This window comes from Stieleria sedimenti (assembly GCF_025060895.1).
Lineage (GTDB): Bacteria > Planctomycetota > Planctomycetia > Pirellulales > Pirellulaceae > Stieleria > Stieleria sedimenti.
In genome coordinates this window covers 1-23,723 of the sequence record NZ_JANZKV010000252.1, presented here as the reverse complement: position 1 = coordinate 23,723, position 23,723 = coordinate 1, and the positions used below count along the sequence as shown (strand labels likewise).

At 59.7% G+C, this 23,723-nt stretch carries 12 protein-coding genes; 4 read left to right on the top strand and 8 right to left on the bottom strand.

From position 1 onward, the window contains the following. Window positions 1-196 precede the first annotated feature (196 nt). Window positions 197-820, top strand: coding sequence for a superoxide dismutase (locus NZK35_RS28200; RefSeq protein ID WP_259635868.1), 624 nt, complete (start codon window positions 197-199; stop codon window positions 818-820). 215 nt (window positions 821-1,035) lie between these two features. On the opposite strand, the gene NZK35_RS28195 is transcribed toward NZK35_RS28200, so the two are convergent. The 5 genes from NZK35_RS28195 to topA form a co-directional block, all read right to left on the bottom strand. Then, window positions 1,036-3,141, bottom strand: a complete 2,106-nt coding sequence (locus NZK35_RS28195; protein ID WP_259635867.1) for a DUF4340 domain-containing protein — start codon at window positions 3,139-3,141, stop codon at window positions 1,036-1,038. Between the two features lie 87 nt (window positions 3,142-3,228). Then, a complete protein-coding gene (locus tag NZK35_RS28190) occupies window positions 3,229-6,132 on the bottom strand; it encodes a Gldg family protein (RefSeq protein WP_259635866.1) in 2,904 nt (967 codons plus the stop codon). A gap of 129 nt (window positions 6,133-6,261) precedes the next feature. Further along, entirely contained in the window at window positions 6,262-7,005 is a 744-nt protein-coding gene (locus NZK35_RS28185) for an ABC transporter ATP-binding protein (RefSeq protein WP_259635865.1), read from the bottom strand. Window positions 7,006-7,262: 257 nt separating this feature from the next. Then, on the bottom strand, window positions 7,263-7,445 hold the full coding sequence (locus NZK35_RS28180; protein ID WP_095737198.1) for a DUF6800 family protein: 183 nt from the start codon (window positions 7,443-7,445) through the stop codon (window positions 7,263-7,265). Between the two features lie 120 nt (window positions 7,446-7,565). After that, the gene (gene topA, locus NZK35_RS28175; RefSeq protein ID WP_259635864.1) at window positions 7,566-10,301 is read right to left on the bottom strand and encodes a type I DNA topoisomerase; all 2,736 of its coding nucleotides are present in this window, start codon (window positions 10,299-10,301) and stop codon (window positions 7,566-7,568) included. 253 nt (window positions 10,302-10,554) lie between these two features. On the opposite strand from topA, the gene NZK35_RS28170 reads away from it, so the two are divergent. Then, complete coding sequence (locus NZK35_RS28170) at window positions 10,555-13,005, top strand: hypothetical protein (protein ID WP_259635863.1); 2,451 nt, start codon at window positions 10,555-10,557, stop codon at window positions 13,003-13,005. Window positions 13,006-13,328: 323 nt separating this feature from the next. Here NZK35_RS28170 and NZK35_RS28165 read toward each other — a convergent pair whose 3' ends face one another. From NZK35_RS28165 to NZK35_RS28155, 3 genes are all read right to left on the bottom strand, one after another. Beyond that, complete coding sequence (locus NZK35_RS28165; RefSeq protein WP_259635862.1) at window positions 13,329-14,441, bottom strand: tRNA-queuosine alpha-mannosyltransferase domain-containing protein; 1,113 nt, start codon at window positions 14,439-14,441, stop codon at window positions 13,329-13,331. Further along, window positions 14,441-15,772 carry a nucleotide sugar dehydrogenase gene (locus tag NZK35_RS28160; RefSeq protein ID WP_259635861.1) on the bottom strand — a complete coding sequence of 444 codons (1,332 nt, stop codon included), beginning with the start codon at window positions 15,770-15,772 and terminating at the stop codon, window positions 14,441-14,443. Before NZK35_RS28160 ends, NZK35_RS28165 begins: the two co-directional genes overlap by 1 nt. 98 nt (window positions 15,773-15,870) lie before the next feature. After that, window positions 15,871-17,058 carry an LptF/LptG family permease gene (locus NZK35_RS28155; RefSeq protein WP_259635860.1) on the bottom strand — a complete coding sequence of 396 codons (1,188 nt, stop codon included), beginning with the start codon at window positions 17,056-17,058 and terminating at the stop codon, window positions 15,871-15,873. Window positions 17,059-17,562: 504 nt separating this feature from the next. On the opposite strand from NZK35_RS28155, the gene NZK35_RS28150 reads away from it, so the two are divergent. Together NZK35_RS28150 and NZK35_RS28145 are read left to right on the top strand one after the other, a co-directional pair. Beyond that, a complete protein-coding gene (locus NZK35_RS28150) occupies window positions 17,563-20,634 on the top strand; it encodes a secretin N-terminal domain-containing protein (protein WP_259635859.1) in 3,072 nt (1,023 codons plus the stop codon). Between the two features lie 282 nt (window positions 20,635-20,916). Next, window positions 20,917-23,697 carry an MMPL family transporter gene (locus tag NZK35_RS28145; RefSeq protein ID WP_259635858.1) on the top strand — a complete coding sequence of 927 codons (2,781 nt, stop codon included), beginning with the start codon at window positions 20,917-20,919 and terminating at the stop codon, window positions 23,695-23,697. The last annotated feature ends 26 nt before the right edge of the window (window positions 23,698-23,723 follow it).

The window sequence follows — 23,723 nt, the reverse complement described above, 5'->3', positions numbered from 1 at the left end:
GCGGTATTGGGCTAAAGCCTAGACACCAGCGCGCTCGCAAATCATCTGTCGCTGGTCCCCAGTCGCCACGACCCTCTTGCGCACGGTTGCCACGGTCGTTATCGTTTTGGAGAGAGGTCTCGCCCCCAAGTGTGGGATGAAATCAACGCGAGACGAATCACTAAACATACCACCCTCTACTCGGAGAAAGCTCGCTATGGCTTACTCACTACCCGAACTTCCCTACGCCCTGGACGCCCTGGAACCCCACATCGACGCCAAGACGATGGAGATCCACCACGGCAAGCACCACAACGCCTACGTGACCAAGGTCAACGCGGCGATCGAAGGGACCGACCTGGGATCCAAGTCGATTGAAGACCTGATCGCGGATCTGGCCAGCGTGCCCGCCGACAAGCAAGGCGCAGTGCGAAACAACGGCGGCGGACATGCCAATCACTCGCTGTTCTGGACCATCATGGGCCCCGGAAAAGGCGGCAGCCCCGGTGGCGACCTGGCCGCGGCGATCGATTCCACCTTCGGCAGCCTGGATGCGATGAAGGAACAGTTCAACAACGCCGCAGCCACCCGCTTCGGTAGCGGCTGGGCTTGGCTGTACGTCGACGGCGGAACGCTCAAGGTCGGCAGCACCGCCAACCAAGACAGCCCGCTGATGGGCGCCGAAATCGCCGGCATCAGCGGCACGCCGATCCTGGGCTTGGACGTTTGGGAGCACGCCTACTACCTGCACTACCAAAACCGTCGCCCCGACTACATCAGCGCGTTCTGGAACGTCGTCGACTGGGACGCCGTCGCCGCCCGCTTCGCCGCGGCCAAGTAGTAGCTAGCGGAAAACGAGTGGGATAGGGGAGAAAGCAGACGAATAGGACCTATTTGACTTATAGGTCCTATTTGTCCTATGCAATCCGGCCAGCGCCGCAATCACTAAACAACGCGCGATCAATCATTGTCGGATTTCGTAGTGGACGAGGTTACGAGTCCCTCGCGCTGGGACTCGTAACCTCGTCCACTACCCCACTAATTAACCGACCGTTGCTAATTCCCTTGAAACCCGGGGAACTGCATGTTCTGCATTCCCGGCGGCATGGCGGCCGGATTGGGTGATGACTGACCCGACGTGTCGAACAACTCTTCGCGACTGATCCGCAGCTTCGAATAGGTCGCTTCGGGGATCACGTAGTACCAGTCGGCGAACCGCGCGTTGAGAGCCTGACTGGTCAGTCGAGCCTGCTGCAGGTTCTCCTTTCGTTCTTCCAGCTTGCGTTCGTTTTCCTTGGTGATCTTTTCTTGCACCGCGGCCAACCGCTCCAGCTTCTCCTCTTCGGTTTCTTCGACTTCGGCTGGGGGTGCATCGCTGGCAGCCGGCCCCAGCTTTCCACCCGACTTGGCAGCGGGCTCGGTGGCTTCAGCGTTTTCGGTGTCAGCCGCGTCAGTCGCCGCCACTTCGTCGCCTTTTGCGGGCGTTTCATCAGACGCTTGCTCGACGGCTTCTTCCTGGGCTTCACCGACCGTGGTCGATTCGCCTTCGCCGCTGGCATCGGTCTCACCCGCCGCAGGCTCGACGTCGTCGCCAGAGCCAGCGGATTCGGTTGATTCGGGCCCGGCCGGCTCCGTTTCCGGACTCGCTTCTTCTTCGCCGTCTTTCTCAGCGGGCGATTCCGCCGCAGGCTGTTCTTTCACGGCCTCTTCCGTTTCCGCCTCTTCCTTCGAGTCGGCTGGCTCTTCGGTCGCCGGTGCTTCCGCCTCCGCTTCCGAATCGTCTTCTTTCATTTCCGGCGTCGCCGGGGCGGTCTCTTCGGCCGGGGCGGTCTCTTCGGCCGGGTTCAGTTCCGTCGGCAACGGTTCGTCCGCCGGCGGCGCCGGGTTGTCGAGCGCGTCCAATTCTTCCAGCGTTTGGGGGATCGGTTTCAGTTCTGGCACGGGGAATTTCGATTCGTCGACGACCGTGCTGACCATCAAGTAACGATTGACCCCGCCAGTGACATCGCCCTCGTCGGCCGATGAGGCGTCGTCTTTGTCACCGCCCTTGCTATCGTCGGCGATCCCGCTGATGTTGCCGAATCGCAAGATGTACTTGACGCCATCCTTGGTCGTCGCCGTCAGTTCGCCGTTGGCGGACAGGATTTCGATTTCGCGATTGGGGCCCAGCGGCACCGGAATGAACCCCCGCCCGGCGAGCTGATTGGCGGCTTCTTGGTCGGCCGCAAAGTCCTTGTCGGCCTTCAGGTTGGCGCTGATGCCTTCGGGTTTGCGATTGACGTCAACGAACTTTAAATCGTCCAGCGCGTTGGCGAGGTCGTTTAACTTCTGCGAGTTCAGTTCTTTCCCCGGTTCAACCGGAACCAGGGTCGGTTCGGCCAACGGATTGGTCTTGTCGTATTCCTTCAGCGCCGTCAGCGTCCACGTGGTGTTGTCTTTGGCCAATTCGACGTCGTAATTCTTCGTCAACGAAACGCCTTGCAAGCCCAGTGAAGCGTTGTAGTCCTTCAGTTCGACGTTCTCGATGTCGATGCTGCTCAGCTGCAACAGGTCTTCTTCGATCCACTCTTGGAATTCGGTCGACAGCGGCGTGTCGTCCAGCTTGACCACATAGACCGGGTCTTGCCCCGGCTTGCGAACATAGACCTGGCCTTCCTGTCCCTTGACTTCGTTGCCGACGATCAGTGATGCCAGCACCTTTTGCGAACTGTCCTTGAACGTGACCAGTCGTCCGACCCCTTCATCGCCCGGCTCCAGATCCTCGAGCTTGGGCTCCACCACCCCCATCCCGGCGTGATCTTCGGGGTTGTCGGTCGGCACGTCCAAGACGTCCAGACCGACCAGGGCATTGGCGGAGTCGCGCATTTGCTCGATCGCGTCGGCCGGGTAGCCGCCCTTGGACGGAATCGTCCACAGTCCGGACTCGGCGTCCTTTCGGACCTCAAAATTCTTGAGTTCACCTTGGGCTTCGTTGAAGGTGACGATCTTCAAACTGGCCGCGGTCAGCGGATCTTTGAATTCGGAAAACAGCGGGGTCCCGATCACGCTGCCGATATTCCCCCCGTCATCGTTGTTGGACGAAGGCCAGGAGACGATCGCAGCGATCAATGCCACCACGGCAGCGACGCCCCAGAAAATTCCGGTCTTTTGTGTTTCGTTCACCGTCAAATCTCTCGTAACGAACTTGTTGACGTTTGTATGGAAGGGTGAGTGCGTGCGGCCGAATAAGACCGCGACGCCGGGATCAAATCATTTCAGCCGCGACTTGCTGATGTTTTCACGCTCTCGCAATCGGCGCGAGGCAAACACGACGACGCCGACGATCAGCGGCGGGATGCAGGGCAACGCAACCGCATAGGCTTTGACCTTGTTTTGGATCGCCGTGACCTGCTGGTCGGACTCGCGTTGAATCTTGGCGATGTTCCGCTCGGCTTCGCGTTCGAACTTCTCGCGTTTGACCGCGAGCGCCCGTTGCAAGCGTTCGGACTTTGTCTGGTATTCGATCGACTTGGCATCGATCAGCGGCCTGGGGATACTGCCGTCCTTGCTCTTCTTCTGCAACTCGGCGACTTCCTCTCGCAATTCCTTGAGCTGCTCATCTCGGGCTTCCTCCGCCTCACGAATCGCCTCTTCGGATTGCCGCTGAAACTCCTTTCGTTTGGCGCGGACATCCATGCTGGCGGTTTCCTTCACCGCATCGATCATCTTCAAACTGGCGAAGATCGGTTCGTGTTTACGAACGTCGATAAAGTCCGTCTCTCCGGTCAACCAATCGATCGTGTTGAGCAAGAAGGTGACGTTTTGGAATTGGAATCGCAGATCGGTTGCTTGATTCGGGTCGGCACGAATCTGCAGGAACACGGGCAACATCAGATCGATGTCGGCGACATAAGCGACGCGGATCGGGTTTTCGTCCACTCCGGATTCGCCGTCTGCCCCGGCCGACGGATCGGCGGCGGACGGCTTGCCTTCGACGGTCATCGCTAAAACCTGGTTTGGCGACGGACCTTCGATGGCACCGGACAATCCCTCCATCCCGGTCTGCATCAACTGCACCAGTTTGGTGACCGGCAGCGTTCCGCTGGCCGTTCCGGTGACCAACAACGGCGTGTGCGTCAACGTCGGACTGTCGGCCGGCTGAATCGTTCCGGCGTAGAGTGCCAACACCTGGCGGAGCCCATCGGTGATCGGACTGGCGGCGCTGAGGGCCTGGCCGGGCTCGACACCGGGGGCGTTTTCATCGATGAACGACCAGAACGGATCGACGTTCATGTCCAGGTTCGGATAGGGATTAAAATCCTGCCAAACGATGTCGCTGTTGTAATACTGGACGCCGGGCGAGCCCGTGCTTTTCAGTTCCAAGATGTCCCACAGCTCGCGAATGTCACCCTTGGGTTGCTGCCCGCCGCCGCCCATCCCGAACATGCCGCCGGGTTGCTGCTTGGGCTCTCCCGTTGCCGTGATGTCTTGACGGGCGTAGGGCAGCGGGTCTTCGAAGACCGCCGTGGGCACGCCCGCCTTGATCGCCTCGAGCAGTCGCTCGAACTGTGGCGGCGCCAGCGAGGAGGGCTGAACCACAAACAACGCCTCGTACACGCCGGGACTGATGGGGGCCTCCAGGCTGACCTCTTCGACCTCGTACTGTTTGCTCAACTCATCAACCAACGGGTGCTTTTCGATCGGTCGCATTTGCATGCCGGCCATCGACATGCCGCCCATTAACTGGGCATCGGTGCGGACGATGCCGACGCGTTTGCGTTCTCCGCGTGCGACGGTGTTGATCGATCGAACCAGTTCGTATTCGACCGGAATGCCGTACTCGAAAATCGGCACGACGACCTTTTCCAGGCCAGCCCGGAACGCGGCCCCCATGATGATCCGCTTTTGCTGATACGAACCTTGCTCGCGAACCATTCGCGTGACCGGCTCGATCCCGAAGCGATCGGCTGCCTCGGCCGCTTCGTCACTGAACAAATCGATTTCATCAAACAGATTGACTTCGATCGTTCGCCCGCTGGCGGCCGCTTCGCTTTGAAACTCTTTCAACAAGTTGACCAACTCGTAGCGGGTCCGGGCGTACATCTCGGGAATGTCTTTGCTGATGTACGCATCGATCTTGATCGGACGATCGGACTCCAGGTTCTGGATCAACTTGGTCGTCGCCGGGGCCAGCGAACTGACCTGGCCTTCGGTCATGTCGTGGCGAACGATGTCGCGGTTGCGGAACAAGACGACCGCGCTGGCGGTGACCACCACGAGGGCTATGATCCGGCCCAGATAGTGATACGCCATGGTGTTGCCATCTTTGCCGCCGGTCCAGTGACGACGACCGATCAGCACCATGCACATGTAGAGCGCGACCACGGTGACCAGGACAAAGTAAATCACCGAGGACGTGCTGATCACACCGCGGCCGAAATCGTCGAACGGTCGGGCGATGCCGCTTTCTTTGATCAGTTCGGCAAAGTTGATCCCGAACACCGCCTCGCCGCTGCCGACGACCGAGTCGGCCAGCGAAGCGAACGCCAGCGGTGCGTTGAACAACGCGCCCAAGATAAATCCGACGGTCAGGTTGCCGGTCAAGAACGACGCGACCATCCCGATCGCGATCATCGTGACCCCGACGAACCAGTACCCGATGTACGTGGTGAAGATCAGCCCGGTGTCCAGACCGCCGTCGGTCAGAATCGTCAGCGTGACAAAGGTGCTCAACTGCGAGAACAACAGCGACGCGGTGAAGATCGCCGCGGCGGCCATGTATTTGCCGATCACGATGTCGAAATCGTCGGCCGGCAACGTCAGCAATAACTCGTCCGTCCCCGCCCGCCGCTCTTCGGCCCAGATGCTCATCGTGATCGCCGGAATGAACACCAGCATGATCAGCGGGTACCAGTAATTCAGCTGATCCAGCGTTGCCAGGTTTTGATTAAAAAACTCATAAGGCCAAAACGCAGCGACGGAGGTCAAGAACACGAAGATGCATAGAAACACATAGCCGGTCGGATTGCTGAAGTAGCCGACGAAATTGCGTTTCATGACCGCAAAGGCGGCGCGTTTGGTTCCGGCGACCAGACCGAAAACGGCCAACACGATGCACAGAAAAATGGCATCCATGACGACCAGGTTCAACAACGCGGCGATGTTGGGGTTCATAGCGAATCGGGCAGAGAAGGTGTGGGGTGGGAATATGTGGGGAGAGGCTTTCAGCTCGTCATTCGTGGGAGAGGCTTCCAGCCTGTCAATGCGGCACCGACGAGCCTGGAAGCCTACCCCACACGTGCACTACGCGTCGAACTGCGTCAACTGATGGAACGCTTGATCCAAATCGTCGTTGCCGTGTTCACGCAATCCTTGGACGTCGCCGTCATAGACCAAACGTCCTTCGTTGATCAGCACGACGCGGTTGGCCATCGCTTCGACCTCTTGCAAAATGTGGGTCGACAGCAGAATCGTCTTCGTCTCGGCCAGCTTCCGCATCGTCTTGCGGACGCCGCGAATTTGGTTGGGGTCCAAACCCGCAGTCGGCTCGTCCAAAATCAACACGTCCGGATCGTGCAACAAGGCCTGGCTCATCCCGACCCGTTGCTTGAATCCCTTGGAAAGCTTGCTGATCGGTTTGTACATCACCGACGATAGGTCACAGATCTCGACGACCGCTTCGACACGGTCCCGCTTCTTGGCCCCGACCAATCCCCGCGCTTCGGCGAAGAAGTCGAGCATCCCCGAAGGCGTCATTTCCATGTACAGCGGACCACTTTCGGGCAGGTAGCCCAGATGACGACTGCCCTCGATGCGGTCATCCATCATGTTGTGCCCGGCGATCCGCGCCTCACCTTCGCTCGGTGCGATGTAGCCGGTCAGCATCTTCATCGTGGTGCTCTTTCCGGCACCGTTGGGGCCGAGAAACGCAACCAGTTCGCCCTGCAAGACCGAGAAGGTAACCTCGCGGGCCGCCGCGAACGGACCATAGAACTTACTCAGTCCGTCCGCTTCGATCATCGGACGCCGCTGTTCCGTCGTTGTCATGTTCGTCTGTGGGGGTAGGGGTCGGGATAGACGTCAAGCGTCAGGTACGCCTCAAGCCGAAGCGTGGTTCAGAGACGTCGCCGAGAAATCTCGGCTGACGCGTGCAATGACGGTGACGACAGGATCGCAAACCGCCATGCCGAACGCGAGAGAGCCAAAGACAGCCTCGCGGCGGGACAGGGGGGGGCGAGTGAAGAGTCCTGCGGCGGCACAGGTCACGAGATGGCCGCGACAGGAAAGCCGATCGGCGCGACGACTTAGGACTTCAGGCCTTCACGCTCGATGATCACATCCGCACCGGGCGTCAATCGCTTCAGTTTTCGGACCACTTCCGACTTGTCCATCGTTCCGGCCTTGGCTCGGGCCAGCAATTTGGCGACTTTTTTGCGGCGGGTTCGAAGGCGTTTGATCTCGCGGACTCGTTCGATGCCACTTGGCATAGGGAACTCCAGAAAGTGAATGGGGGTAAGAAAATGTTTGGATGTTTTCGGTGGGGCCGCGAAGTTTAGTCACTTTTTGGCCCGCCGAGTAGTGCGTTTCGATGTGGGACAGGCTTCCAGCTAGGCCTTCTTCTTGACACCCTTCTTCTTGGTAGCCTTTTTCTTCGTCGCCTTCTTCTTGGTCGACTTCTTTTTCGTCGCCTTTTTCTTCTTGGTCGCCTTCTTTTTCTTCTTTTTCTTCGAGCCACCCTTGGCGGCCCGCTCGGCCAACAGATCGATCGCGGACTCGAACGTCAGCTCCTTCGCATCGACGCCCTTGGGCAGGGAGGCGTTCGTGTCGCCGTCGGTCACGTACGGACCGTAACGACCGTCGAGCACCTTGACCTCGCCTTCGGTCACCGGCGACTTGGCCTCAAACACCTTGATCGGTTCCTTCGGCGCCGCCCGGCCACGCCGCTTGGGCTCGCGTAGCAACTTGATCGCCTCGTCGAGCGTAACCTCCAACGGGGAGACCCCGTCGGGTAGCGAACGCGTTTCCTTTTCGCATTTGACGTAAGGCCCATAGCGACCGTCAAAGGCCTGGATGGGCTGGTCGTTGTCGGGGAAATTCCCCAGCGTTCGCGGCAGCTCGAGCAGCTTGCAAGCCATCTCCAACGTCAAATCTTCGATCGCCATGCCCTTGAGCAGCGATTGGTTTTTCTTTTCCTCGTCGTCGGGCGCGCCCAATTGGACATAGGGGCCGAAGCGGCCGATTTTGACGTAAATCGGCTTCCCGGTTTCCGGGTGCGTTCCCAAGGGCTCCTCTTCGACCTGCCCGGCATCGAGCAACTCGATCGCCTTGGTCAAATCCAACTCGTCCGGCGGCAGGCCCTCTGGGATCGGCGCCTTGCGTTCGCCCTGTTCCAAGAACGGCCCGTACTTGCCGACCCGCACGAACACTTCGTCGAGGTGCTCGCCCTCGGTCGGCGTCCCGATTAAAAAGCGTGCGGTCACGCGGGGATCGATCTCTTCGAGCTTCTTTTCCAGCCGCGGCTTGAGCGCGACGTTGTGGTCGGCCGCCAATTGCTTGATCGCATCGCTGGCGGGGCCGTCGTCGCCGAAATAGAACCGCCGCAGGTACTCTTCCGAACCGCCTTCGTTGCGGCTGATCGAGTCCAAAAAGTCCTCCATGTCGGCGGTGAACTGGTAATCGACCAGCGTCCCGAAGTGCTCTTCCATCAACCGCGTGACGCTAAAGGCACGCCAACTGGGGACCAGCGCGTTGCCTTTTTTGTAGATATAATTCCGGCGTTCGTCGGTGATCGTCCCGATAATCGAAGCGAACGTACTCGGTCGACCGATCCCTTTTTCTTCCAGCGTCCGCGTCAGCGAAGCTTCGGTATAGCGTGCCGGCGGCTGGGTCGTGTGGCTCTTGGGATCCATCGACTTGGGATCTAACGGATCGTTTTCGGCGACATTGGGCAAAATCCGCTCTTTGTCGGCCAATTCGGCTTCGGGGTTGTCGCTGCCTTCGACGTAAGCTCGCAGGAAACCTTCAAACAGAATGCTGGTCCCGGTGGCGGTGAAAGTAGCACCGCCGCCCTCGATCACCACGCTGATTCGCTGCTTGCGGGCATCAGCCATCTGGCAGGCGACCGTCCGTTTCCAGATCAGGTCGTAAAGCCGGAATTGATCCGAATCCAGCTGGCCCCGCAGCGATTCCGGGGTCGGAAAGCTGGTACCGGCCGGGCGAATCGCTTCGTGAGCTTCTTGGGCGTTTTTGACCTTGCCCTTGTACACCCGCACGCTCGGGTGCAGGTACTTTTCGCCGTACACGGACTGGACCAGCGAGCGGGCCGCCGAGATCGCCTCTTTGGACAGCGTCGTGCTGTCGGTCCGCATGTAGGTGATGTAACCGTTTTCGTACAGTTTCTGGGCGGCACCCATCGTGCGTTTGGCACCAAATCCCAGCTTGCGGTTGGCTTCCTGCTGCAGGGTACTGGTGGTGAACGGTGCTCGGGGGCGTTCGGAAAACGGCTTGACCTCGACCTTGGAAACGGCGAACGGGGTGGTCCGCAACCTTTCGGCCAGTTCGTTGGTTTCCTGCTCGCTGAGCAACAGCAAGTCGGGCTTGGTCGGCTTGCCGGTTTCGGAATCAAAATCCTTCCCCGTCGGCACTTTTTTGTTGTTGTACCGGGTCAAGGTCGCCGGCAGTGACTCGTTGCTGCCGGTTTGGAACACGGCGTCGATGTCCCAGTAAGTCGCTTTGACGAACGCGATTCGCTCCCGCTCCCGCTGAACGATCAACCGCACCGCCACGCTCTGCACCCGGCCGGCCGAGGTCCCACTGCCGACCTTCCGCCACAGCAATTGGGACATGTCGTAGCCATACAGGCGATCGAGAATCCGTCGCGTCTCCTGTGCCCGGACCAACCCCTGGTCGATTTCCCGGGTGTGTTGGAGCGCGTCGGTGATCGCTTCTTTGGTGATTTCGTGGAAAACCAGTCGGTGCACGGGCACTTTCGGCTTCAACAATTCGTGAAGGTGCCAGCTGATCGCCTCACCCTCGCGGTCTTCATCGGTCGCCAGATACAGGCTGTCTGCTTCCTTCAGTGCCGCCTTCAATTTACTGACGTGTTTTTTTTTCTCCGCCGGCACGATATAGAGTGGTTCGAACCCCTCGTCGACGTTCACGCCCAGGTAAGCCCAAGGCTGATCTCGATACTTATCGGGAACATCTTTCTTGCCTTCGGGGAGATCTCGGACGTGCCCGATGCTGGCTTCGACTTGATAAGCCGCGCCTAGAAACTTCGAGATCGTGCGTGCTTTTGCGGGTGATTCGACGATCACCAGGCTCTTGCCGTTGCTCTTTGCCATCAAAAAAAGCTGTTGTTCTCGGGGTCGGTAGATCGGGTTCGCTCGGTTTAGTGGTAGCGGTGAAGGCAGGATCTCGTCAATCCGCTAAGCTCAAGAAGCTGCCACCGCGATCCGTGTGGATAACCGACAAGCCGCCGGCAAGCAACGCGAATTAGCGTGATTCCGGCTTGACCCTTGAAAAGACGCGGCGATACGCTTTCCGCTTTCCATTTCTGCACCCCCGTTCCTTTTCTCCACTCCGAAAGCCCCCACTATGAGTCCTCTGGAGCTGTTTCGACGCAATCAAAAGGTCACCATGACCTTCCTGATTCTGCTGGCCATGTTCGCCTTTGTGGTGCTGCCGACAGTTTCGGAGTACATGCGGCGGACCGGACCCGGCATGACCGATCCGGTCCTGGCCGAGTTCAACGGCGTGTCACTGACAGCCAGCCGCGTCAACGGATTCACCCAGAAACATTACGCCACGGTGCAGTACCTGCGCAAGTTGGCCGAAGAGACGATCCGCCGCGGTGGCACACCGAAAGTCCCCGGATTTACCTTCGACCAGCAATCCAATCAGATCCAATCGGTCGGAATCAACGGCTCGCCCAGCGACGAGATGTCGATCCGGACCCTGCAATTCGCCGCCGAGGCCCAAGCACAAGGTTTCGAGCTGGATGACACCTCGCTGGACATCTGGATGGAACAGTTCACCGACGGCAAGCTGAGCGAGCGAGAGATGTTCGCGCTGCTGCGCCGTGAAACGAACAACCAGATGGGCCAGTACCAGTTGTACGACATGCTGCGAAAACAGCTGTTGTCGTCACTCTACCTCCGCGGTGCCAGTGCGACCGTCGCCCGCGGCCAGTTCCCGCTGCAATCGCCGCTGGATCACTGGAACAACTTCCTGAAACTGAACCAAAAAGCCACCATCAATGCCTACGGCGTGCTGGTCGATGACTACGTCGCTGAAACGGACGCCAACCCCTCCGAAACCGAAGTGGTCGCCGTCTACGAAGCCGGAAAAGACCGCTACCCCAACGATCAATCCCCCGAACCGGGCTTCCGCCGACGCGAAACGGCGAGCTTCGAATACGTGCTCGGCGAACTGCAAGCGTTTCGCGATGCCGAAGTCGCCAAATTGTCCGAAGAAGAAATCAAAGCCGAATACGAACAACGCAAGGCCGGCGGAGCATTCCAGTTGCCGCCAGATGTCGTGATCCTGCCGGAAACGACTGAACCGGAAACGACTGAACCGGAAACGACTGAACCGGAAACGACTGAACCGGAAACGACTGAACCGGAAACGACGCCTGCGGCTGAACCCGGTGATTCCGAGCCTGCCGCCGCGGACGCACCGAAGGAGATGAAAGAAGAATCCAGCGACGAGCCGCCGGCAGAAAGCCCCCCGGCTGCGGACAACAGCGACTCGGCCGACGACACCCAAGCCGCCCAGAAGGAACAAGTCGAGGCGTTTTCCAAAGAGCTCGAAGAAGCCGGCAACCTGGACGACGCCACACCCGACACCGACGACCAGTCGGCGATCGACTCTGACCGCAACGGCGTTCGCTTGGTCATGATGCAAAGCGACGTCTCCACCGAAACCGCCGAAACTCCGCAAGACGAACCCCAGCAAGACGAAGAAACGGCGACCGAGAAAGAGAAGACCGAGCCCGAGACCGCCTCCACCGAATCAGAGACCGCGGCCGAGCCGGAAACCTCCGCCGAAGAAACCGCGACCGAAGAAATGGAAGCAGCCGAGCCGGAGCCGAGATACCGGCCGTTTGAAGAAGTGCGTGAACAGATCGCACAGACCATGGTCGATGGCCCGGCCCGAGAAGCCCGCGATCAAGCGATCGCCAAAGCCCGCAACGTGATGCGAAAGTACTCGCGGGCTCGCGCGATCTACGGCGACGGGACCGACGCAACGACCCCTCCGCCGGAACGCCCGAACTTGAAAGCCCTCGCCGAAGAGCTGGGGCTGAGCTATCGCAAGATCGGCCCCTTCGACCCGGTCACGCTGGCCGACGAACCGATCGCCAACTCCGTCGAAGAGAGCACGGCCCTGACCCAACGCGGCGTCCCCTTTGCGGCGATGATGTTCGGCGTCGAAGGCCAAGTGATCAAACAAGAACTCTTCACGCCGGCGACCTCGGTCGACTTGGAATCCCAGCGAACCTACCTGAGCTGGAAAACGGAAGAGCAAGAAGCCTACACCCCCGAACTTGATGAAGTCCGTGACGAAGTCGTCGCCGCGATTCGGTTCGCCCAGGCGCGTGAACTGGCCAAGCAGGCCGCCGAAGCGATGGCCGAAACCGCCAACGGCGGCACCTCGCTGGAGGAACTCGTCCCCGAAGATCGCCAGGAAAATTACTTCAAGGACCTGGGTCCATTTTCGTGGCTCAACATGGTCGGCTTCGGTAGCTTCACCATCGGCAACATCCCCGAGCTCGACTCGATCGAGGAAGACTTCATGAAAACCGTTTTCAATGCCGACGGAGCCAAGCATGTCGTTGCTCCCAACGGCCCCAAACGGGTTTACTACGTCGTCAAACGCACGAGTTTGCAACCGGCGACCTCGGACTTGCGGGCGATCTTTTCCCAGCAGTCCGAACGCATCATGGCGATGTTCATGTCCGACGGAACCGCCGGCAAGGTGCAGCAGGGTTTCTTCGAAACCATCGATGAAAAAACCGGCTTCGAACAATACCAGTTGCCGCAGTAACGCACGAGCGGCCTGTCGATTGAAAGTGATCTGTAGGTCAGGCTGTGCCTGACGCACCGCCTGCATGCACAACATGCGATACGCGTTGACGCACCGCCGCGAAAAAGCGCCAGGTTGTAACTTGCGGAACGATGAAACGGTTCATGGGCCCACGGATGGCAGCGCGAACCCACGGATGACAGGGTGCAAAAAATCCGTGGGTTCGCGCTGCCATCCGTGGGTCTTGTTTTCGAGCGGAAAAGGGGTCAGGTACCAAAAACTAAATGGCCCGTAGGGTGCTTCGCATTTTTGGTACCTGACCCCTTTTCCGCGGCACCCTTAACTCAAAAGTCACCAGAGCGCGAGCCAACCGTCTCCAGCGCCGAATCGATCACGCTCACGACCCGATCGATCCGGTAATCGGCAATCCCACCGCGACATCGCTCGCTCAGCCGCTCTCGGTGCTCCGGCGTTTGCAATCCCTTGATGATCTCGGCGGCCTGTTCGATCGCCCCGTACCGCAGTGACTCGGGGACGTATTCGACATAGCTCAGTCCATCGGGCGTGACCGGAATCGCGCCGGCCCAGATTGCTTCACACATCGCGATGCCAAAAAACTCGTGTTCGGCGGTCGAGACCACGACGTCGATTTGGCCGAGCCGAGCTTCATACGCCTCGCGCGACTCGACGTAATCGTCGAACAGAATCGATGCCCCGTGGCGAGCGCGAATCTGATCGATCACCTCGCGACGGCGTCCCCTCTGTCCGAGCAGAATCAACTCGAATCGCACCGCTTGAGCGGCCAGGCAATCGAGCAACGCCAAGAACCGATCGGGTCGCTTGTCGTGCTCGAATCGCCCCACCCATCCCAGCCGGATCGGGGCATCATCGCGATCCGCCCTGTCACGGATTTTCGGCGGTCGAAACCCCGGAGCGATCACCCGGCTCGCTTGCTCGATCCCCGTCAGATCGATCGCCTGGCGAGCATCGGGCATGCGGCTGATGAAATCGCGTGACAGCTCAAAAAACGTCCGTCGGTTGAACTCCGAATTAAACCAACAGGCATCCGACGCGGCGGCGGTCAACAGATTGGTGTAACCGAAATGATGGTCCGTCCTGGCATCGGGTGCCGGCGGATAGGCCCACTGGTTCTCGTGAAAGTAGGTCACCACCGGCACGTCGTGCAGCCAGTGGAACCGGGCGTCGCGTGATGCCAACCCCAGCCAGGTCGGCAGATCCAACATGTCGCCGGCCAGCACCACCTCGGGCACGCCGCGTGATCGAACCAAATCGGCAACCAACGGGCAGAGCTGGACCGGCGCCGAACGCATCCGCCATTTCCAATGACGCGCCGGCAACGTGGCCAGTGACCAACGGTGCCTGCTGCCGGCGATCACGCCATCCAGGAAGGCCTGATGGCTGCCACCGTAATAAGGCTCGATCGCGAGGACCTGCATCAGCACTTACGAATGCGTTCGCGGTGCGACGTGACCGCCGCGGTCGCGTTGCGTGTGTCGACGACCAGCGTGCTGTGCCGGACGATTTGATCGTAGTCGAACGCCGTGTGGTCGGTCGCGATCAACACCGCATCTTGCGACGCCAAGAATTCCGGGGTGAGCGTCTGACTGCGCATTTCCGGTAGATCGTAGTGCCGCATCGAAGGCAGATGGGGCACGTGGGGATCACTGTATGTCAGCTCGGCACCCTGTTCGAGCAACAATTCCATCAGCTCAAACGAAGGACTCTCGCGCGGATCATCGACGTCCCTTTTGTAGGCGACGCCCAACAGACAGATCTTGCTGCCGTTGACGGGTTTTCGAAACTCATTCAAGAACTCCGAGGTGCGTGAGACGACATACGCGGGCATCGAGCGATTGACTTCACCGGCCAACTCGATGAACCGCGCGTTGCAGCCTTGCTTGCGTGCCAACCAGGAAAGATAAAACGGGTCGATCGGAATGCAGTGGCCGCCCAGCCCGGGGCCGGGATAAAACGCCTGAAATCCGAACGGTTTCGTCTTGGCCGCATTGATGACTTCCCAGACGTCGATGCCCATTTCGTCGAACAGCACTTTCAACTCGTTGACCAACGCGATGTTGACGGCGCGATAGATGTTCTCCAGCACCTTGGCCGCTTCGGCGACTTCGCAATTGGAAACCGGCACCACGCCGGCGACGGCCGATTCGTAGAGCGCCGCGGCACAGGTCTGGCTGTCTTCGTTGATCGCACCGACGACCTTGGGGATTCCGGCGGCGGAGAAATCGGGGTTACCCGGATCTTCGCGTTCGGGACTGTAGGCGACAAAGAAATCGTTCCCTGCCGAGAGCCCGGCCTGTTCCAGAATCGGCACCATCACGTCGCGTGTCGTCGTCGGATACGTCGTGCTTTCCAGCACGACCAGTTGCCCCGCACGCAGCGTCTTGGCGATCGCCTGGCAGGTGCCGACGACGTATTTCAAATCCGGATCGCGGGCTTCGTCCAACGGCGTCGGAACACAGATCAACAACACGTCCGGTTCGGACAGACGCCCCATGTCGTCGGTCGCATCGAACAGATCCTTTTCGAGCCAAGCGGCGATCTTGGAATCGTTGATGTGCTTGATGTAACTTTTCCCGCCCAGCAAGCTCTTCACCTTGCTCGGATCGACGTCGAACCCGACGCACTTGAAACCGGCCTGGGTGAAAGCGTCAATCAACGGCAATCCGACGTACCCGAGCCCGATCACCCCGACGGTGCAAGTGCGGTCAGCGATGGCACGGAGAAGCGATTGACAGGAATCGGAGGACATCAAACGACCTGGGAGGCAAGACAATGGATTGAAACGCCGAAAACGGGCAAGTTTAGTCCTGTCGGCCGATCCTACCAGCGCCCGCCCCGACAGCTTTCTCAGTAGCGCCGCACCCGATTCACTAAAATCACCCCGATCGCGCCAAGTGCAACGTTGCCCAGCCAGACCCCGTAGGGAGGGATGGCGCTGTCCTTGGCCTGATTCAATCCCAAGATGAACAGCGGGTAATACAGCAGCAGCGTCGGCAGAAAACAGCGTCCAAACGTCGTCCAGTAGTCGCTGGTCCGAGCCAACATCGCCAGTGGGGCACCGATAAAGACGAAAAAGAAACAGCTAAACCCTTCGGCCCAGCGGCGCCACGGTTCGATCCGCAGCCGCGTCAATCGCCGTTTACTCGCTTCCAGCTGAGCCATCTTCTGCTGGCCGGCCGGACCCGCGATCTCCTCGGTCCGGCTGGTCAGAATCGAAAAGCCGGTGTGCGCCGCCAATTCGCCGACCGCGGCGTGCGAACGCGCGTCTTGGCTCAAGCGTTCGATCTGGATCAGACTCAACGGCAGCTCGCTGGGACGCGTTTCCGCTTGCGACGGCGTCCGCAGGGTGCGGGACAACGGGATCGGCACCTCCGTTTTGCCCGGCACGATCCCCTGAATCGAACCGCCTCGGTCCCAACGACTATCGGTCAGTTCCAACAGCAGCGTTTCGTTCTCCACATCCAACGTCAGACGGCCCTCCCGGGCCTGCAACTTCATCGGCGTCCCGCCGCTGTGGACCGTCACGGTCGGATACTCCAACCGTTGCCCCTTGACGTCATGGACGTGAATCGAAAACCCATCATCGGTGTACGAAAGCTGACTTCGCATCTTGCGATAAACAATGTCCTCGATCGATAGCATCACGACGCGATTGACGCCCGGACGCCCCCAGGACACCGCCAAATCACTCATGTAAACCGCGATCGGGCTAAGCAAAAACGCGAACACGAAGGCCGGTTGCAGGATCTTCAACGGCGAAATCCCCGACGCCTTCACCGTCGCCACCTCGCCGTCGCCCGCCATCCGCCCATACACACATGACACCGCGAATAACGCCGTCGCCGGAAACGCGAACTGAAGCGAAATCGGCAGCACAAAGGGCAGTAGTTTGATGATCGCAAACGGGCCCAACCCCTCGCGCAGCAGCGTTCGCCCGACGCCGATCAACAAAATCAACAGCGTCAAAGCGATCAATGCAACGACGAAAATCTTCATGATTTCCGCCAAGATGTAACGAGTTAGCCGAGTGGGCATGGAGTGGATTCATTCACGTTCGGCGAGACACCCTACGAAGGACCAAGCGTTTGGATCCCGCACCAACCGCCACACAAACGAAACACATGAACAGGCGACCAGGCAGGAAAGTGATCCCACGGCGCGTCGGCGCCCGGGCCTTCCGTCTCCCGGCGTTCCCGAGTTCGGCAATCCACCGATCGCTGCGTGTTTTCACTGCGGAACCGGTTCGTAACAAAAGGACACCTCAGGGGGGTAGCCCGGTTTTTCTTTGAAAAATGGAAGAAGCGAAGCATTTTTCGAGACAAACTGTCTACCTTTATTCGTCTATCCACTGCCCCGTTCACTTTGAAACCTCGGGGTCCGCGGAAAAGGGGCACGCGCCGAAAAGGGGGCCTCGCCCTTTTGGTAGCTGCCTCCATTTTCCGCTCGCCGATCATTTATTTGTGCGTCTGGACTCACCCGGTCATACTACCGGGTACTCCCTACCTCCTCCTTCCCTTCTCTCGATCTCGGTGATTCGCGGTGCCCCAACGACGAATTCTTCCCCAGGAGCTGGCGTCTCTGATCCTCCTGCTGATCATTGCACCAAGCTCGCTTTGGGCTCAAGCACCGACGATCACGGTGACCGGTCCGGATGGCAAACCACGGATGATGGCCGCTCCGTCAGGCCCGTTCTCAGGCCCCAAGCCGGTCAATCCCAACGCAAAGCCTGGCGAAACGCCGGAGCCGGGAAAGACGGAGGCGAAGGAAGGCGACAAGCAGGCGGAGAAACCGCCCGAACCTAAAATCATCCGACGCGGCGATCAGGAAACCGGCGATGCCGACCCGGACGAATTGAAAGCCACCGTGGGTCCCGACGGCAAGGTCGCGTTCCAATTCCGCAATCAGCCCTGGGTCGAACTCGTTCAATGGCTGGCCGAGATTGCCGACCAACCGCTGGATTGGCAGGAGTTGCCCGCCGACCGCGTGAACCTCCGCTCCCCGGGACGCTACACCGTCGAAGAAACCAAAGACCTGTTCAACCGCCATTTGCTCGCCCGCGGCTACACCTTGCTGGAAATGCCCGGCGGGATCACGGTCGCAAAAACCGAAGGCATCAACGCGGCGATGGTGCCACGCGTGGACATCGACGCGTTGAACGACATGATGCCACACACCTTTGTCCGCGCATCACTCGAACTGGGCTGGCTGTCGAGTGAAAAGATGGCCGAAGAACTCAAACCGATGATCAGCAGCAACGGCCGGCTGACCGCGTTGACGACGACCAACCGCATCGAAGCGATGGACGCGGCGATCAACCTTCGCCAAGTCGTCGAATTGCTGGAACAGGAACGCAACCAATCCAGCCGCGAAGCGCTCGCACCGGAATTTCGGCTGCGATACATCCCGGCCGAAACGGCCAAGACCATGCTGGAAGAGTTCTTGGGCGTCGAAAAAAAATCCAACGCCCCGATGACGCCGCAACAGATGGCCATGATGCAGCAGATGGCGCGACAGAACGGCGGGCAACCGCCGCCGCCGGCGAAGAAAGCCGAAATCTCCATCGTCGCCAACACGCGTCAAAACTCCGTCTTCATCCGTGCCCCCGTGGATCGGATCGCGATTGCGGGTGAGTTCATCAATCGCATCGATGTCCCCAGCCAAGGACTCGCCTCGCTGTCAGACATCGAATCACGCCTACAAGTCTTTCGCTTGACGTCGATCGACCCCGAAAAGCTGATCGAGATCATCGGCGAAATGAACGTCATGGAACCCACGACTCGGATCCGTGCCGATGAAAACAACAAAGCCCTGATCGTGTCGGGTTCGGCAGCCGATCGGTTCATCATCGACCGACTGATCCAGCGGCTCGATGGCAGCGGACGGCAATTCGAGGTGCTCCAGTTGCGGCGGCTTGAGGCCAGTGAAGTCGCCGAGTCGATCGCGTTTCTGATGGGCCAAGACAAAGACGACGATAAAAACTCCAACTCGCGGCGTTCCTACTACTACGGCTATAGCTACGGCAACCAAGACGAAGACAAGAATGAAGACGAGTTCCGGGTCGCCGCCAACTCACGGTTTCGACAAGTCTTGTTGTGGGCTAACGAATCAGAGATGGAACAGGTCCGCAATCTGCTGATCAAGCTCGGGGAATTGCCGCCGCCGGGAGGCAGCCCACGCACCGTCCGCCGCATCGATGCCACCTCCGGGCCGGAAACCTACGACTACCTGATGCGTCTGAAACAACAATGGTCCCAGTTGTCCGACGCCCCCTTGGAACTGCCCGACGCGACCGAGTTCGTCGACCCCGTTGCCCGCGAGGACGAAGACGACACGGACGACGACGCGGAGCAGGGCGAAGCGAAACCGGAAATCGACGGTGGATTGGAAACCCGACATGAAACGCCCGACGAACGCGACGCTCCCTCCGCGACCGTTGCGGTCGAGTCGGCGGCGTCGAGTAACGGCGATCAATTGACGGCAACCCAGGCGGAAACGCCGCAAACCTCCCAGCCAACACCGCCGCCCGACGAATCGATCGACGACTCTCCGATTCGATCCGCCCAAGAATTCGATCGTTTTTTCGGAAGCCGCGACCAAGAGAAAGCGTCGACCGAGAACCAACGCGCGACGGGGTCGCGAGATTCCTCGTCGGATCCGTCCCCGATCCAAATCCAGCTGGACGAAGACGGCAATTTGTTGTTGCTCGGCGCCAATACCAAAGCGCTCGACCAACTGGAAAACCTGATGCTCCAGGTGGCACCGCCGAAACGGCCCTATCACGTCTTCAAAATCAAACACCAGTCCGCCGGGTACATCCAGTTGAACCTGGAGGAGTACTTCGAAGACCAAGACGAAAAGAAGGACGACTCGGACAGTTTCTACCGCTATTTCTTCTACGACATCGATCAATCGTCCGACGACGGCCCCAAGGGTTTGGAAAAGAGCAACGAACTACGATTCGTCTACGACCCCGACACCAACACCATCGTCGTCAGCGGCGCGACCTCCTCTCAGCTTCGCACGATCAGCGAACTGATCGAGTTGTGGGATGTCGCCGAACCGGTCAACAAACGCCGCATGCGTTACACCAAACTGGTGAACATCGAATTCGGCAGCGCCGAAACGATCGCCGAAACGGTCAAAGAAGCGTACCGCGATCTGCTCAGCAGCAACGACAAGACGTTTGCCAAGGCGGGACGCGGCGGCGGCGGCGGCGGGGGTGGAGCGCCGGGGGGCGATGAGAAATCGTCTGGACGAGAAAAACAAGGCAGTGGCCTGGTCGACGGCGACAACGGCCGCGACGGCGGTGACGTTGATTTTTCTTTCAAGGGCAAACTGTCCATGGGCGTCGACACCGTCGGCAACACGCTGCTGGTCAGCGCCGAAGGTGAACCGTTGCTGGATCTGGTGATCGAAATGATTCACAAATTAGATCTGGCGGCGAAACCTGCCGGCGACATGCAAATCATTTCACTCTCGGGCAACACCAGCGCCAAATCGATCCAAGACGCCCTGAAGGCCTTCGGCGGCAAAGGGGCAACACCATCGAGTCCGCCGCAAGCACCGGCCCGGCCCGGCGCCCCGCCGACGAGCGACCGCGAATCGCGATAAGCCGCATGACGTTCCAAGCGGAGCCTTGGAACGAGGCAGGGTGGTTGACGAGGCACCGCCCCCCATCGGCGGCCATCCCCTTGGGACCAGCCGGCCTTCGAAAAGACGCGAAACGCGGTCGTTTGAAGCGGGACGGCCCCCATTGAAAACAAGTCCCCGCATCACAAATTGCCTCCATTGGTGTACGCTTGTCGGACGACGTTTCGCCGCGGTGTTTAAAATGCCCGGCTGTCGACATCCCCACGATGTCCACCGCACGACGCCCACCGCCCCCAATCCACGATGCTCGCTGATTTCACCAAACGACTCGCGAGATTCGTCACCCACCGATGGCGGCCCGTGCTGGTCTTTTGGATCATCGCGACGGTCGTTCTGTTTGCGATCGCGCCGAAATGGAAAGACGTCGCCTATGACGGTGATTTCGAGTACTTGCCCGACCGCATGACCACGGTCGCCGCCGCGCGGGTGCTCGACGAAGCCTTTCCCGGCGATCGAACGCGGAGCCAAATTGTGATCGTGCTCGGTCGAAAGGAAACGCCGCTCGACAAAGACGATTTGATGGTCGGTGACGATCTGCTCCGCCGCTTGCATCACCGCTTCGGCGAAGTGTGTTGGCAACGCGCGATCGCTCGCGGCTATTCCGGCGGCCCGATCGATCAGGCGCCCGAGCTTGCCCAACCGTGGCTCCAACGCGCCCTCGAATCTCTCGACCATAGCATCGCCGTCGACCAGCGATTCTACGAACGGTTTGCCGATTCGGTCCCGGATCTGGCCCCCACGCTGACAGAGCCGCGGATGGCGATCGCGTACTTTGATCGGGCAAAGTTGCTGGAACAGATCGGTGTCCAAGCGCGGCAAGCCCGAGACGATTATCGCGATGCCCTTCTGCTGGTCCCCGATATCGAGACGCTTGCCGAGCCGGTTGCCGAGCGTGATCTGACGGCCTGGGCCTCGATGCTGGACCTGCTTTCCTGGGACGATGCCGTCCTGGGGTCGTTGTTGACCAAACCGTCGGCGCGATTGGCCGTGATGCAATTGCGGAGCGAGTTGGCCGCGACCGAAAACATCAACACCGTCGAATCGATCGGCAAAATCCTTGACCAAGTTCGCCGCTACAGCCTGGCTCTGGCCCCGCAACCGGAAAACGCCGCGGAGCGTTTGCAGTTGGAAATGACCGGCTCGGCAGCGATCGGCGGCGAAACCTTGATCGCCGCCCGCGATGCGATTCGCTACACCGAATCGATCACCGTGATCATGATCCTGCTGATCTTGATTCTGGTCTATCGGGCACCCTTGCTGGTCGCCGTCCCGATGATCTCGATCGGTGTCGCGGTGATCGTTTCGACGTCGATGGTGGCCACCCTGACGGATTGGTCGATTCGCGGCGTGCTGCCCTGGCTGGACATGCGTGTGTTCACGACCAGTCGCATCTTCATCGTGGTGATCTTGTTTGGCGCCGGAACCGATTACTGTCTGTTTCTGATCTCGCGGCTGCGTGAAGAAGCCGCGTTGGCTCCGTGGCCCGTGGCTTGCCGTAATGCATTGACCGGCGTCACGTCGGCGTTGCTGGGCAGCGCGTTGACAACCGTCTTCGGACTCGGCACGCTCTGGTTCGCTGAATTTGGCAAGTACCATTACACCGGCCCGATCATCGCGATCTGCTTGCTGGTGGGCCTGATCGTTTGCTTGACGCTTGCACCGGCACTGCTGCGTGCGCTCGGCCCGAACGTGTTCTGGCCCAACGTCGTGACTCCCGAAACGGAAACCACGCGCTCGCTGCTCTCCGTTCCGGTCGGCCCCGATGCGAAATCGACACGACGTTCGAGTGGTTTGTGGGAATGGATCGCGATCACCCTGACCCGGCGGCCGATGACCGCCTTTCTGTTGGGCATTATTTTCCTGGCCGCCCCGGGTTGGTACGGATGGGTCAACGAAGATTCCGTAACCTACAACTTGAGCAGCCAGTTGGACACCGACGCACCGAGTCGACGCGGCTATCGCTTGTTGTCGGATCACTTCAAAATCGGCGAGATCAATCCGGTGACCGTCTTGATGGTTCGCGCCGAAGACGAACCACGAGAGACGTTGAAGAAGCAACTCAAAAGCCTGTCCAACCTGCTCTACGCACAGCCGGGCGTGGTCGCCGTGCGGACGCCGAACGATCCCCTGGGAGACTTTCCCCCGGACCGCGAGATGGGACTGCTGAGCACCGACGCGTGGCGCAGACGGGCCCTGCAACAGCACCGTGTCGCGCAGAATTACTTCTTTTCAAACAACATCCAATACCAAGACCGCTTGGCACGTCTGGACCTGATCATCGAAGGCGATCCGTTTGCCCTTCCGACGCAGCAGTTGGTCGCACAAATCGGTGACACCCTGAATCAACTCGCCAGCGACCCGGATTCCGACTGGGCCGGATCGAAAGTTTACTTGACCGGCACAACGCCTTCGATCATCGACCTGCGAAGCGTCACGATCGCCGACAACCAACGGATCAAAATCGCGGTCGTGCTCGCCGTCTTCCTGATTCTCGTCGCCGTCATCCGCCGGCTCGGGCTGTGCCTGTACCTGATCTTTACCGTCCTGCTCAGCTACTACGCCACGCTCGGATTGACCGTGCTGTTTTTCCGTTTGGTCTACGCCGACCAATACGTCGGCCTGGACTGGAAACTTCCGCTGTTCCTGTTCGTGATTCTGGTCGCGGTCGGACAGGACTACAACGTCTACCTGGTCACGCGGATCGTCGAAGAGCAACGCAAGAGCGGTTGGTTGTCTGCGCTCCGCCACGCGGTTTCCAAAACCGGCGGAATCATCACCGCCTGCGGCATGGTGATGGCGGCAACCTTCTTCAGCATGACCGCCTCCGCCTGGTTGCCCGGCTTGCTGCACCTGCTGGGGATCGAATCCGATGCGTCGATCGGACTCCGCGGGATCATCGAACTCGGCTTCGCACTCGGGCTGGGCGTCCTGATCGATACGTTCTATGTCCGCACCATTCTAGTCCCCAGTTTTGTCGCCCTGATGGGACGCTGGAAACCGAAACAGCGACGGGTGGTGAAGTAGGCAGTAGGCAGTTGGCAGTTGGCAGT

Bases quoted from the DNA above. Each gene is read 5' to 3' on its own strand.
- NZK35_RS28200 (WP_259635868.1), top strand. From the start codon at position 197: ATGGCTTACTCACTACCCGAACTTCCCTACGCCCTGGACGCCCTGGAA.
- NZK35_RS28190 (WP_259635866.1), bottom strand. From the start codon at position 6,132: ATGAACCCCAACATCGCCGCGTTGTTGAACCTGGTCGTCATGGATGCC.
- NZK35_RS28185 (WP_259635865.1), bottom strand. From the start codon at position 7,005: ATGACAACGACGGAACAGCGGCGTCCGATGATCGAAGCGGACGGACTG.
- NZK35_RS28180 (WP_095737198.1), bottom strand. From the start codon at position 7,445: ATGCCAAGTGGCATCGAACGAGTCCGCGAGATCAAACGCCTTCGAACC.
- topA (WP_259635864.1), bottom strand. From the start codon at position 10,301: ATGGCAAAGAGCAACGGCAAGAGCCTGGTGATCGTCGAATCACCCGCA.
- NZK35_RS28170 (WP_259635863.1), top strand. From the start codon at position 10,555: ATGAGTCCTCTGGAGCTGTTTCGACGCAATCAAAAGGTCACCATGACC.
- NZK35_RS28165 (WP_259635862.1), bottom strand. From the start codon at position 14,441: ATGCAGGTCCTCGCGATCGAGCCTTATTACGGTGGCAGCCATCAGGCC.
- NZK35_RS28160 (WP_259635861.1), bottom strand. From the start codon at position 15,772: ATGTCCTCCGATTCCTGTCAATCGCTTCTCCGTGCCATCGCTGACCGC.
- NZK35_RS28155 (WP_259635860.1), bottom strand. From the start codon at position 17,058: ATGCCCACTCGGCTAACTCGTTACATCTTGGCGGAAATCATGAAGATT.
- NZK35_RS28145 (WP_259635858.1), top strand. From the start codon at position 20,917: ATGCTCGCTGATTTCACCAAACGACTCGCGAGATTCGTCACCCACCGA.